Origin of the sequence: Hyphomonas sp. NPDC076881 (assembly GCF_050269995.1) — a bacterium.
Classification (GTDB): domain Bacteria; phylum Pseudomonadota; class Alphaproteobacteria; order Caulobacterales; family Hyphomonadaceae; genus Hyphomonas.
Genome location: NZ_JBNNJJ010000005.1, coordinates 232570 through 245672 on the forward strand (window position 1 = coordinate 232570; position 13103 = coordinate 245672).

Annotated in this window: 12 protein-coding genes; 6 read left to right on the forward strand and 6 right to left on the reverse strand. The window is 62.6% G+C overall.

The features are described 5' to 3' along the window. Positions 1–106: 106 nt before the first annotated feature. Both purQ and ACQKI2_RS07830 read left to right on the forward strand, forming a co-directional pair. Entirely contained in the window at positions 107–775 is a 669-nt protein-coding gene (gene purQ, locus ACQKI2_RS07825) for a phosphoribosylformylglycinamidine synthase subunit PurQ (RefSeq protein ID WP_427379129.1), read from the forward strand. A 104-nt stretch (positions 776–879) separates the two neighbouring features. Then, positions 880–1881 carry an adenosine deaminase gene (locus ACQKI2_RS07830; protein WP_427379130.1) on the forward strand — a complete coding sequence of 334 codons (1002 nt, stop codon included), beginning with the start codon at positions 880–882 and terminating at the stop codon, positions 1879–1881. 37 nt (positions 1882–1918) lie between these two features. On the opposite strand, the gene ACQKI2_RS07835 is transcribed toward ACQKI2_RS07830, so the two are convergent. The 3 genes from ACQKI2_RS07835 to ACQKI2_RS07845 form a co-directional block, all read right to left on the reverse strand. Beyond that, positions 1919–2560 (reverse strand): hypothetical protein, encoded by a 642-nt coding sequence (locus ACQKI2_RS07835; RefSeq protein ID WP_427379131.1) that lies wholly within the window; start codon positions 2558–2560, stop codon positions 1919–1921. Between the two features lie 88 nt (positions 2561–2648). Continuing rightward, a complete protein-coding gene (locus tag ACQKI2_RS07840; protein ID WP_427379132.1) occupies positions 2649–3785 on the reverse strand; it encodes an FAD-dependent oxidoreductase in 1137 nt (378 codons plus the stop codon). 66 nt (positions 3786–3851) lie between these two features. After that, on the reverse strand, positions 3852–4982 hold the full coding sequence (locus ACQKI2_RS07845; RefSeq protein ID WP_427379133.1) for an aromatic ring-hydroxylating oxygenase subunit alpha: 1131 nt from the start codon (positions 4980–4982) through the stop codon (positions 3852–3854). A gap of 175 nt (positions 4983–5157) precedes the next feature. Between ACQKI2_RS07845 and purL the strand changes: the two genes are divergently transcribed. Beyond that, positions 5158–7419, forward strand: coding sequence for a phosphoribosylformylglycinamidine synthase subunit PurL (gene purL, locus ACQKI2_RS07850; protein ID WP_427379134.1), 2262 nt, complete (start codon positions 5158–5160; stop codon positions 7417–7419). A gap of 14 nt (positions 7420–7433) precedes the next feature. Continuing rightward, the gene (locus tag ACQKI2_RS07855; RefSeq protein WP_427379135.1) at positions 7434–8261 is read left to right on the forward strand and encodes an aldo/keto reductase; all 828 of its coding nucleotides are present in this window, start codon (positions 7434–7436) and stop codon (positions 8259–8261) included. A gap of 59 nt (positions 8262–8320) precedes the next feature. Here the strand turns inward: ACQKI2_RS07855 and ACQKI2_RS07860 are convergent, their stop codons facing one another. The 3 genes from ACQKI2_RS07860 to ACQKI2_RS07870 form a co-directional block, all read right to left on the reverse strand. After that, positions 8321–8926 carry a porin family protein gene (locus ACQKI2_RS07860; RefSeq protein WP_427379136.1) on the reverse strand — a complete coding sequence of 202 codons (606 nt, stop codon included), beginning with the start codon at positions 8924–8926 and terminating at the stop codon, positions 8321–8323. 258 nt (positions 8927–9184) lie between these two features. Continuing rightward, positions 9185–9697 carry a DUF1993 domain-containing protein gene (locus ACQKI2_RS07865; protein ID WP_427379137.1) on the reverse strand — a complete coding sequence of 171 codons (513 nt, stop codon included), beginning with the start codon at positions 9695–9697 and terminating at the stop codon, positions 9185–9187. After that, entirely contained in the window at positions 9694–10761 is a 1068-nt protein-coding gene (locus tag ACQKI2_RS07870) for a M28 family peptidase (protein ID WP_427379138.1), read from the reverse strand. Before ACQKI2_RS07870 ends, ACQKI2_RS07865 begins: the two co-directional genes overlap by 4 nt. A gap of 64 nt (positions 10762–10825) precedes the next feature. On the opposite strand from ACQKI2_RS07870, the gene ACQKI2_RS07875 reads away from it, so the two are divergent. Continuing rightward, positions 10826–11056, forward strand: coding sequence for a BolA/IbaG family iron-sulfur metabolism protein (locus ACQKI2_RS07875; RefSeq protein WP_427379139.1), 231 nt, complete (start codon positions 10826–10828; stop codon positions 11054–11056). Positions 11057–11134: 78 nt separating this feature from the next. Beyond that, a complete protein-coding gene (locus ACQKI2_RS07880) occupies positions 11135–12982 on the forward strand; it encodes a M2 family metallopeptidase (RefSeq protein ID WP_427379140.1) in 1848 nt (615 codons plus the stop codon). Positions 12983–13103 lie beyond the last annotated feature (121 nt).

Below are 13103 nucleotides of genomic sequence, written 5' to 3' on the forward strand. Positions count from 1 at the left end.
AGCCTCTTCCAATCCTTTCAACGCCTTATGTGGCTTAATTGCCTCACTGCGCGGGCCAGCGTCATTCCCGTTTCCAAACGCTCCGACTCTTTGCTAAAGAGCGCCCATGAAATCCGCTGTTATCGTCTTTCCCGGCTCGAACTGTGATCGTGACGCGCATGATGCGCTGGCCAAGCTGACCGGCAAGGCCCCGGCCATGGTCTGGCACAAGGATGGGGAAATCCCCGCCGGAACAGACCTTGTGATGGTACCCGGCGGCTTCTCCTACGGCGACTATCTGCGCTGCGGCGCCATGGCGGGCAACTCGCCCATCATCTCGCAGCTCAAAGCCCATGCCGAACGCGGCGGCTATATCCTCGGCGTCTGCAACGGCTTCCAGATTCTCACCGAGACGGGCCTCCTGCCCGGCGCGCTCGTCCGCAATGCCTCGCTCCACTTCGTCTGCCGCCCACAGAAACTGAAAGTCGAGAGCAGCAACACCGCCTTCACCAGCGCCTATACCGGCGGCAGCGAAGTCGTCATCCCGATCGCCCATGCCGAAGGCAACTTCTTTGCCGATGACGCTACGCTGGACCGCCTGGAAGGCGAAGGCCGCGTCGCCTTCCGCTATGCCGCGGGCGAAAACCCCAACGGCGCCGCGCGAGATATCGCCGGCATCCTCTCGGAAAACGGCCGCATCCTCGGCATGATGCCCCACCCCGAACGCGCCATCGGCGGCCATGAAGGCGGCACCGACGGCATCGCCCTGTTCAAGAGCCTGATGGCGGCGGCCTGATTTCCGCAATACTGCAATTCATCGCAGCCAATCATGGCCAGGCGGTTGCCGGTTAGGCCTGCTATGTGGAATCTGTTTCTCTCAGGAAGCGCCGAAGGCAAGCCATGACACAGACAGACCTCATCGCCCGCCTGCCCAAGGCTGAGCTTCACCTCCACATCGAAGGCAGCTTCGAGCCGGAACTGATGATGGCGCTGGCCGAGCGCAACAGGATCACCCTGCCCTTCAAGACGCTGGAAGACGCAAAAGCCGCCTACAACTTCTCAAACCTGCAGGAATTCCTCGATCTCTATTATCAGGGCATGCAGGTGCTGCGCACCGAGGAGGACTTCTTCGACCTGACCTGGGCCTACCTCCAGCGCGCGAAGGCCGACAATGTGCGCCATGTCGAGATGTTCTACGATCCCCAGGCCCATACCGAGCGCGGGGTGCCCTTCGGCGTCGTCACCGATGGCATCCTCGCCGCCATCCGGAAGGGCGAACAGGAACTCGGCATCAGCTCCTATCTCATCATGAGTTTCCTGCGGCATCTTTCTGAAGAAGACGGCTTTGACCTGCTGGTGGAGTCCGAGCCCTGGCACGACAAATTCATCGGCGTCGGCCTGGACTCCTCGGAAATGGGCCACCCGCCGCTGAAGTTCGAGCGCCTTTACCAGCGTTGCCGGGAGATGGGCTTCAAACTCTGCATGCATGCTGGCGAAGAAGGCCCGCCCTCTTATGTCCGCGAAGCCCTGCTGGATATCGGCGTAGACCGCATCGACCATGGCAACCGCTGTATGGAAGATCCCGAACTCGTCAGCATGATCCGTGAAATGCAGATCCCGCTGACCAATTGCCCGCTGTCCAACCTGTCGCTCTGCGTCATTGACGATCTGAAGCAGAGCCCCGTCAAGGCCCAGCTCGAAGCGGGCCTTCTCGTCACCGTCAATTCCGATGACCCGGCCTATTTCGGCGGCTATATCGGCCGCAACTATGAGCAGACTGCCGCCGCGCTCGGCCTGTCGGATCAGCAGCTCATCCAACTCGCCCGCAACAGTTTCACCGCCAGCTTCCTTCCGGAGGCGGACAAACAGCGCCACCTTTCCGAAATAGAAACGGCCGCCTGATCCCAGGCGGCCGTAATATTTGGGGATTGTCGCCGGCTTAGCTGTTCGGCTCGGCCTCTTCTGCCAGCGCATCCTCTGCCTCTTCCTCCGTCTCCGGAGCAGCAGCAAAACCGGCGGCAAAATCAGGGTAGCAGTCGCGGATCACGCTTTTCAGCATCGGGTCGGTCTCGAATACGATGCCCCGCGCGCCAGACGTGATCTTGATTTCCCCGGCGCCGGACGCCAGCACATAGGCCGGATGGCTCACCGCTTCCGTCAGGCCCTCTGCCGTATCCGGCGTCATGCCGGGCGTAGCGGGAAGGCGGGCATTGCCGGCCGAAGTGAACATGTCGATGGCCCCCACCGTGTCCTCAGCGGAAACTGCCTTGATCTGCAGAATCCGGTCACCCATTTCAGTATCCGCCGTCATGCACGTCGCCGAAAAGAGTTCCTCACCGTCCGTAGACGTATAGGTTACGGTATCGCGGCCCGCCGTGGCCGAGCGGCCCCAGCTTCCCTGCGCCTCAACAACCACTGCTTCCGGCGGGGGCGGAGCTTCCTCTTCTTCCTCTGCCTGCTCGTCAACGTCTGCTTCAATCGCTTCAGCCGGCTGAGGGTCAGTCGCCTGCGGCTCAGTCTGGGCATAAGCAGCGCCTGCAATCAGCGCGGCCGGAATAAGGGCAATCAATGGGTTCCGCATGATTTAGCTCCTCTGGTGCGTCACTTGAAATGGCCAACGCATCAGAAAGCCGCAGGTTTCGCCCGCCGCAGAATTGCCCAGAAATGGCCTAGTTTGAGGTCCGTGTCGAAAACGCCGCCCGCTCGGCCAGCGCGGCGTGGCCATCGATCATGCGGGTCAGTTCTTCCTCGCTCACATCCATCGAGAAATCCCCGCGCCCATGGCTGCCGCCAAGCACCAGCCCTGTCTTGCGCGGGAACATGTAGAGCGCCCCGCCCGTCCCCGGCGCGGTATACGAATAGTCGATCTCCGGCTGCGGCAGCAGATGCGACAGCTGCCCCCGGATCGGCATCAGCGTTTCATCGCCAAACAGTTTCGCGGCGCCCAGCCCCGTGCAGTTCACCACCACCGGCTGCGGCAGGGCGAGAACTTCCTCAAGCGTTTCAAACCGCCGCGCAACGAACTTTGCCCCGGCAAGCTGGGCATCCTTCATCAGCATGTCGAGATAATAGTCCGGGTCGATCATCATCGCGTGATAGCGTTCCTCATAGGGAAAGCCAAACCGCGTCTCCGTGGTGCGCACGTCAAGATCCGGATACAGATCATCCCCGCCCGGCAGCGCCCAGCGCGGATCCCGCACCCGGTTGGACACTTCCGAATGCTGCACCCAGCTGACGCCATAGCCCGGCCGGTTCACATAAGGCAGAAATCCGCGATGCGCCTCGCGCGTCACCTGCCAGTTGAGCCGCAGGAATTCCTCGCTCGCCACGTCCCGGTCATAGAGGCTTGAGGGCAGCCACAGCGCGCCGGCAATATTTGAGGTCGTGTTCGGATGCATCAGCTCCGCATACACCGTCACGGCGTGGCCCCGCCGCGCCAGGATCAGCGCGCTCGTCAGCCCCATCACCCCGCCGCCAAGGATCGCCACATCCAGCCGCCCGGCCTCTCCCGCCATCACAGCCGCGCGCTGGCTGGTGCCCCAGGAAAGGGTCACGCCGCAGCCGCCATGGCCGTAATTGTGGATCACGGTCTTGTCGCCAAAGCGCTCCGCCTCCAGCCGGAACCCCTGAGGCCGGAACGGGCGCAGGCCCACCACCGTCCGCGTAATCCGGTCCCGCTGGGAAAGCACCTTCGGAAAGGGCCGCGCAAGCGGCGCCGCCGGCATCGTCACAGGCTGGCTGGCGCACGCGGCAAGCGCGCTTGCCCCCATACCCAGAAGAACGGTCCGGCGGGCAAGCTGTGGCATGGGGGGCTCCGTGGTTGCCCGTCCTCTCTAGCCGTGCGCCGCGCCTTCCGCCAAGCCGCCGGAGCGTTACACTCCCGTCATCTGATCCAGCCACCACTGGTTCATCTGCCAGATCGATTTCTCCAGCGGGGATAGCCGCCCCTGCCCGGTCAGCGGCGCGCTCAGCCCGGCCCAGACGCTGTCATTGGCGGCGATGTCTTCCATATGGATCGCGGTGGCAAACTGCGCTGTGCCTTCAACGATTTCCTCAAACCCTTCGGCTTCCTTCAGCCAGAAGGGCAGGCAGATATGGATCTTTAGGCTCAGCCTGTCTGGGCCCTTTGGAAAGAGCTGATACCAGAGCACCGACGCGCCCTGGATGCCGAGCAGGAAATGCGGAAAGGCGGCCGAGGCAAACAGATCCTTGTCCTGCCAATCCTCCAGCCCCGGCGGCGGCGGCAGAATGGAGGGCTCATCGGGATGGGCCGAGGGCATGTGCAGGATAGACCATGGCCCATCGCTCTCCGGCACGCGGGAATCGCGGGCATGGAAGGCCGGCTCAAACGTTTCCGGATGCACGCCGATATGGTGGTAAGCCTCCATGAAATTCTCGGCCAGCACCTTCCAGTTCCAGCCATGCTCGAAGTCCAGCGTCCGCGCCACGATCAGGTCAGACAGGCGGAAATTCTCGAAATAGCGCGTGTAGGTCTCCACCTGCTGCGCAAAGGACGGCGCTTCGGCGTCCAGGTTGGCCAGAATGAACCCCTCCCAAACCTCGCTGCGGATTTCAGGCAGGTTGCAAGCGGCCGGGTCAAACCCTTCTGCGCCCTCCATGAGCGGCGCGCGCACCAGCGCCCCACCCGTATCATAGCTCCAGGAATGATACGGGCAGGTGAAAAGTTTCCGGTTTCCCGTCCCTTCGGCCACCAGCGCCGCCCGGTGGCGGCAGACGCGCGACAGTACGCGCACCCTGCCATCATGCCCGTGCACCACCATCACCGGCTGCCCTGCCAGATCGAGCGAGAGGTAATCCCCAGGCTGACCCACCTGATCCAGCCGTGCCAGCGGCCACCAGCTGCGCCGGAAAATCCGCGCCTCCTCGCGCGCATAAATCTCCCCGGAAGTGTACGCCGCCGCCGGCAAGGTCCACGCCTGCGCCAACGGCGCGCGAACACGCGCGATCATCTCGCCCGCAAAGCCGGGCAAAGTTTCAACCATTTTCAATTCCTCCCGCCACAAAAGTGACGCATGCGTCACGTTTTGTCCACCCTGCCCCGCGCCGATGACACAACAAGGCTGGCCGAGCGCGCCGCCGCAGGTTAAAGCGCGCGGGTTGAACCCAGCCGCGAACCCGAATAGCGCTGCGCCAAATCTTACCTCACGGGCCAAACCGATGACTGATACCGCTGCCATTCTTTCCCATCTCAAAGCCGAGCAGGACGCCGCCTCCGGCGCCGGGCACGGCATCAAGGCCGATGAATGGGAGCGGCTGGTCAGCCGCCTGAGCCGCAATCCGAACCTTGTCGAACTCGGCATCTATTCGGTCATGTGGTCGGAGCATTGCTCCTACAAATCCTCGCGCCGCCACCTGTCGAAATTCCCCACCAAAGGCCCGCGCGTCATCCAGGGCCCCGGCGAGAATGCCGGCGTGATCGACATCGGCGATGGCCAGGCCGCCATCTTCAAGATGGAGAGCCACAACCACCCCTCCTATATTGAGCCTTATCAGGGCGCAGCCACAGGCGTCGGCGGCATCCTGCGCGATGTGTTCACCATGGGCGCCCGCCCGGTAGCCCTCGTCAACGCCCTGCGTTTCGGAGACCCGGGCCACCCGAAAACCCGCCAGCTCGTCTCCGGCGTCGTGGCCGGCATCGGCGGCTATGGCAACTGCGTCGGCGTGCCCACAGTGGCCGGCGAAACCCAGTTTGACGAAGGCTATAACGGCAACATCCTGGTCAACGCGATGGCCGTCGGCCTCGCTGATCAGGACAAGATCTTCTATGCGCGCGGCGCGCTGCCCGGCCTGCCGATCCTCTATGTCGGCTCCAAGACCGGCCGCGACGGCATCCACGGCGCCACGATGGCCTCAGCCGAATTCACCGAAGGCGAGGAAGACAACCGCCCCACCGTTCAGGTCGGCGACCCCTTCACCGAAAAACTCCTGATCGAAGCCTGCCTTGAGCTGATGGCCACCGACGCGATCCAGTCCATCCAGGACATGGGCGCGGCCGGCCTCACCTCCTCTTCGGTGGAGATGGCCGACAAGGGCGGCGTCGGCATCGAGATGGACCTCGACAAAGTGCCCCAGCGCGAAACCGGCATGACGGCATACGAAATCATGCTGTCGGAAAGCCAGGAACGTATGCTGATGATCCTGAAGCCCGGCAAGGAAGCCGTGGCCAAGGCGATCTTCGACAAGTGGGATCTCGACGCCGAAGTGATCGGCATCACCACTGAAACCGGCCGCCTCGTGCTCAAGCAGTTCGGCGAAGTGGTGTGCGACATTCCCGTTGCGCCGCTTGGCGAAGATGCTCCGAACTATGACCGTCCGTGGACGGAGCCACCAAAGCGTCCGGCTTTCGACATTGCAAAACACCCCGCCCCCGCCAACTATGCAGACGTTCTGCTGAAGCTGATGTCGACACCAGACATGGCCTCCAAACGCTGGGTCTGGGAACAATATGACCGCCACGTCATGAACGACACGATAGACAGCTCCCAGTCGGGCGGCGACGCGGCCATCGTTCGCGTCCATGGCACCAACAAGGCCCTTGCCATCTGTTCGGACTGCAACCCGCATTATGTCTCCGCCGATCCCTATGAAGGTGGCAAGCAGGCCGTGGCCGAAGCTTACCGCAACCTCTCCGCTGTCGGCGCCACGCCCATCGCCATCACCGATAACCTGAACTTCGGCAACCCCGAAAAGCCCGCCACGATGGGCTATATCGTCAAGGCCATCGAAGGCATGGCCGAAGCCTGCCGTGTGCTGAACTTCCCCGTCGTCTCCGGCAACGTGTCGCTGTATAACGAGACCGATGGCAAGGCCATTCCGCCCACGCCCGTCGTCGGCGGCGTCGGCCTCATTGATGACCTCTCGAAGATCGCAACCCTTAAAGGCGCCCAGCCGGGCGATGCACTCGTCCTGATCGGCGAAACCGAGGTAGATTTCGGCGCCTCGCTCTATGCCCGCAAATGGCTCGGCCTGAAGGGGGACGATCTCGGCCCGCCCCCGCCGGTGGACCTTGAAACGGAGATCGCCAACGCTGCCGCCGTGCGCTCCCTCATCTCCAGCGGCGCCGTCCATGCTGTCCACGATGTCAGCGATGGCGGTCTTGCTGCTGCGGCTGCCGAGATGGCCCTCGCCGGCAATGTCGGCGTCACGCTGGACCTGGGCGACCGCCTTGCGCGCATCGGCGCCCTCGCCGCTCTCTTCAGCGAAAGCCAGGGCCGCTACCTCGTCGCCGCCAGAAGCGAAGACGCCGTGTTCGACCTGATCGGGGATGTCCCCGCGCTTTACGTCGGCAGCGTCGACAATACCGGTGCGATCACGCTTCTCCATGATGTCCGCAAGGGCGAGAAAACCGTCCTGCCACTGAAAACCCTGCGCGAAGCACACGAAGGCTGGCTGCCCGGCTATATGAGCGCTGTAGACTGAACGGGGGCCGCGCGATGACCCTGGCAGATCGGCTATCCTGTCTACCTGCCTTCGGCTTCGGTGTCAGCGGCCCGCTTGCTACACCTCTGGTGCCGGATCGCGCCTGTGACGCGCTCATTCATCAGATGCTGGAGGGGGGCGGCGCCATCTTCGACACCGGCCCATCCTATGGCGGCGGTCTTGGCGAAATCCGGCTGGGCCGGGCGCTGGCCCGCCGCGCAGATGCCTTCGTCATGACCAAGGCAGGCCTCCTTTCCAGCGGCCTGAAAAAACGCTCCAGAGATTTCTCGCCAGCCGGCCTGCGCGCCTCCATTGAGGCTTCGCTCCAGCGTCTCGGGCGCCCCGCCATTGATCTTCTATGGCTCCACGGCCCCGCCCGAAGCGAGGTCACGGCAGAGGTCATCTGCCTGCTGACAGATATGCGCACAAGCGGCTTGGTCCATCATTTCGGAATTGCGGGGCGCACGGAAGATGCGCTCACCGCTCTGGATGATCCCGTTTTCGAAGCCGTCATGCTGCCGCTGAACAGGGTACCCGGTAATCCCGGTCCAGAATTGGCGCAGCGCGCACGGGCTGAAGGCCGCGCGGTCTTTGCCATAGAAGTTCTGGGCGGGCTTCGCCCTCATGGAAAGATGACGCGCGGGCAGTTATGGCGAACCGCCAAGCGCCTTGCGATGCGCGCCCCCGCGCCAGAACCCATCACCACAGGCACGCCGGACGGGGCGCTCAACTGGGCCTATGACGAAGCCGGAGCCGACATCGTCCTGACGACCACCACTTCCCCAACTCATCTGGCAGCAAATATCACCACGCTGGGCCACCGCCGGTTTCGCCCCGCCTGAACGGCTAACGCCCTTTCCCAGGGAAGTGGGAAAGGGCGCCCTCGCGGCTACTGCTCCGATCAGAACTTGTAGCCGACACCCAGCATCACACCGCTCGTGTCCGTGCTGTCGAACGAGTAATAAGTGTAGTCACCCTTGAGGTAGAGATTGTCGGTGAGGTCGTAACTCATGCCGGCACCGAAAGCTGGGCCATCGGCAGAATCTTCCACATTGATGAAATTCCCGCCGGGTGTCTCCAGTGAGGCATCAAGGTCGACATAGGCATAGCCTGCGCGGGCGTAGGCGTTCAGGCGCTCCGTCAGCGGAAGGTTTGCCTTGCCATAGATGCCGACAAGGTAGTTGAGGCCAATGTCGCCGGACGCCGCAATCACATCGCTGAGATCGCCGTCATTGTTGTCGTCGAAATTGAATTCATCCTCATCCACATTGAAGTCAAACTCACCGTCGTCGATGCCGGTGGCGAGTTCGGTTTCAAGACTGAAGATATTGTTGAAACGATACCCGGCGCGCGCCGCGATACCATGGGTGTCAACGCCGCTTTCTGCGCCGTCGGGCTTGATGTCGAAATACTGGTATCCGCCTTCCAGATAGGGGCCGGCATCCTGTGCATGGGCAGCGGCGGCCAGGCCAGTTGCAGCCGTCGCGATAAGCAGGGATCTGAACATGTTTTCTCCTTCAAGAACGCTACCTGAGTTTGATGCACGCCATTCGGGCGAAGCACACAAACAACGGCGCCGGCGGGAAAGAAGTTCCAGTGAATGTTTCGAAATCTGCAGCTGTTGCAACAGCATCACGGTTCCTCAGAAACCTCTGAATTTATGCTATTTTCCCCGTCGGCCTTGTATCAAAACGGAAAACGGCGAACCTTTCGGCCCGCCGCTTCAAAATCTGTATAATCCGTAATCTGATTAATGACGCAAATGTCACTCGGCCGGCACGAGATAGTCCCGCTTGCCGATGTTCAGCCCCTGCGACCGCAGCAGGGCGTAGGCTATCGCCGCATGAAAATGCAGATTGGTCAGAATGAAACCCGAAAGGTAGGCCTTGCCTTCCATGGGCATCGCGTTGGCGCCCATCGGGATCTGCAGGGTGACATTGGTATTGGCGTCGATCTTTGCACTGTCCACGCCGTTCACATAGGCTATCACCTTGTCGCAGCGCGCCATCAGCTCACCGAAGGTCTGCTCCGTATCGGGGAATGACGGCATCTCCAGCCCCGCCAGCCGCGCCGCGCCCCGCGCCACGCTATCACAGGCAATCTGCACCTGGCGCGTCAGGTCAAACATGTCCGGATAGAGACGATGAGAGAGCAGCACGCTGTCCTCGACATTCATCTGGCGGGCATAGGCCTCGCCCTTGATCAGAATGCCCTTCAGGGCGCCGATGGTCTGTTGGGTCGAAGCCTTGAGGATATGGGAGACCGTGGTGGTGGTCATTGCGCGTTTCCTTCCGTTTGAAGCGTTTCGCCGGCCGGTTCCCGGCGCAGCGTGTTGATCTCTGCCAGTCTTGCGTCCACCGCCCGGGCCGCCATCACCAGCGTGTCCGCCGCGCGCACGAAGAAGTCGAGCGTCAGGTTTTCGAAATCGTCCGACGGATTGTGGTAACCCGGATGATCCTCCACCCCGAAATAGAGGATCGGAATACCCAACCGGTGGAACACGGCATGGTCCGATTGCAGCGTCCAGTCGTTGGGCCCATCTTCCGGCCGGTCATGCCCCATCAGCAGCGTCACCGGCGCGCCGGTGGCAATCCCCGAAATGATCCCGGCCAGCTCCGGCGTGTGATAGGTGCCCGCCACATAAAGTTCGCCGGCTTCTGAGCGGCCCACCATGTCGAAATTGAGGTTCAGCGCCACGCGCGAAAGATCAAACCCCTCCATCCGCGCCAATGCCCGCGCGCCCAGAAGGCCGATCTCTTCAGCGTCCAGCGCGGCGATCACCATGTCATGCTCTGGCCGGTGCAGCGCGAAATACTCCGCCACCGCCACCAGCGCCGAAGCGCCCGAGGCATTGTCATCCGCCCCATTATAAATCTCCCCCTCGCGCACGCCGAGATGATCATAATGCGCCGTCACCAGCAGCGCGGGGCCGACGCCCGGCGTCTTACCCGGAATATAGCCGATCAGGTTTGCCCCCACGATCGGCGCCGCGTCCGCCTCGCGCGGCACAATCGGGAAGGTATGCGTGTAAGCTGTAAACCCCGGCAGCGGCAGCAGGCCGATCTCCTCAAACCGCTTGTGGATGAAGCCGCGCGCCGCCTCATTCCCTGCCGTGCCGCTCGCCCGCCCCTGCAGCGCGTCGGAGGACAGCACCTGCGCCAGATGCAGCATCTCCCCGGCATCCACATAGACCGGCCGGTAGGTCACGCCAGGCAGATCCTCCCCCCCTTTCGGCCACAGCAGCCAGCCGCCAAGCAGAAGGGCAATCGCCAGAACAGCGCCGATCAGCAGGTTTCGGGGAGAAAAGGGCCCGTGAGGTGTCGCAGGTTTCGTGTCGCTCATGCCTTGACCCATAAGGTGTGCCGCCGCATGTGCCTAGTCACCTGAATGACCCCGGAGACCTGCCATGGGCATGAGCCGCGACACGCTGATGAAATACCTGACCGAAGCATTCCCCGACGCCGAAATCACCCTCACCGACCTCGCCGGCGACGACAATCACTGGCAGGCAGAGATCATCAGCGCCGCATTTGCCGGGGTGCCCCGCGTCCGCCAGCATCAGATGGTCTATGATGCCCTGAAGGGCGACATGGGCGGCGTTCTTCACGCCCTGGCCCTGAAAACGCGGGCGCCCTGAAGCCCCGCAACAGAGACAATTGACGTAAGGGCCGGTTCGCGGTCTCCTGCCCCCGCATTGCCTGGGAGGGCTTCGTCAATGATGCGTCAATTCCTCAAACCTGCCGCCATATCCGCCAGCCTGCTGGCCCTTGCGGCTGCGCTGGCGGCCTGCGGCCCCGCAAAAACCCGGATCGACCCTGCCGCCATCGCGATGGAAGAACGTGCCATTGAGGCCCGCGCCTTCCTCAAGGATGCCGAAAGCCAGATCGCCGCGAAAAGCCATCTGGCCGCGCAGGCCTATTGGGAGCAGGCCACCAACATCACCCCGGAAACCAATGCCGCGGCCGCCCAGCAGGGCGCCGAGATGACCAAGCTGGTCGTCAGCCTCGCCAATGCCTCCAAACGGTTCGATGTGAAGACGCTGCCGCCGGAAGAGGCCCGCAAGATCCAAATCCTGCGCAGCGGCATCACCCTGCCTGCACCGTCTCGAGAAGGCGCTGCCGAGGAACTCGCCGACATCACGACAAAGCTCGATGCGACCTATTCCACCGGCAAGTTCATGTTCCAGGGCCGCGAGATCGACCTTCTGGAAGCCTCCCGCATCATCGAGAAATCCCGCAACCCGGCCGAGCTTCAGGCCGTCTGGGAAGGCTGGCATTCCATCGCCGCACCCATGGCGCCGGATTATGCCCGCATGGTCACCATCGCCAATGAAGGCGCCCGCGAGCTGGGCTATCCCAGCCTCGATCAGATGTGGCTGTCGAACTACGACATGAAACCGGCTGAGATGGAGGCCGAAGTTCAGCGCCTGTGGACGCAGGTAGAGCCCCTCTACAAGGAACTGCACTGCTATGCGCGCGGCCGCCTCAACACCTATTATGGCGATGCGGTCCAGCCCGCCACCGGCCCGATCCGCGCAGACCTGCTCGGCAATATGTGGGCCCAGCAATGGTCAGGCGTGTATGACATCCTGAAAACAGACACGCCCAGCCCGGCCTATGATCTCACAACCCGTCTCAACGAACAGGGCTACACGCCCTTGAAAATGGTCCAGACTGGTGAAGCCTTCTTCACTTCGCTTGGCCTGCAATCGCTCCCGCAAACCTTCTGGGAACGCTCGATGATCACCAAGCCGGAAGGCCGCGAGGTCGTCTGCCATGCTTCCGCCTGGGATCTCGACGATTTCGAAGATGTCCGTATCAAGATGTGTACGCAGGTGAATGCGGAAGACTTCCAGACCGTTCACCACGAACTGGGCCACAACTATTACCAGCTCGCCTACCGCTATCAGGATCACCTTTACAAGAACGGCGCCCATGACGGCTTCCACGAAGCCATCGGGGATTTCATCGCCCTCTCCATCACGCCGGAATATCTCGAACAGCTCGGCCTGATCTCGGCAGCGGAAAAACCCGGCGCGGACGCCGATACCGCCCTGCTGTTGCGAACCGCGCTCGACAAGATCGCCTTCCTGCCCTTCGCCCTGTCGGTCGATAGCTGGCGCTGGGGTGTCCTTTCGGGGGAAACCCCGCCGGAGCAGTATAACCAGTCGTGGACGGACATTCGCCTGAAGAACCAGGGCATCATCCCGCCCGCGCCCCGCCCGGCCGATGCGTTTGATCCGGGCGCGAAGTATCACATTCCGGGCAATACGCCTTACCTGCGCTACTTCCTCAGCTTCATCATGCAGTTCCAGTTCCACAAGGCCGCCTGCGAGCAGGCCGGCTGGGAAGGCCCGCTCCACCGCTGCTCCATCTATGGCAACAAGGAAGTCGGCCGCCGCTTCGAGGAAATGATGGAAGCCGGCATGTCCCAGCCCTGGCCCGACACGCTGGAAAAATTCACCGGCACCCGCGAAATGGACGGCAGCGCCATCATCGAATATTTCGACCCGCTGATGGTTTACCTGAAGGAACAGAACGCCGGGCAAAGCTGCGGCTGGTAAGGTAACCGCCCTCACCTCCCACGCCCTCCGGGCGGCCTCAAGGCCCCTCCTCTCCCGGAGGGAGAGGAGCTAGTTGCGTCCAGCCTGGCTGATCCAGAAATGGCGCGGTGAAAACCCCTCT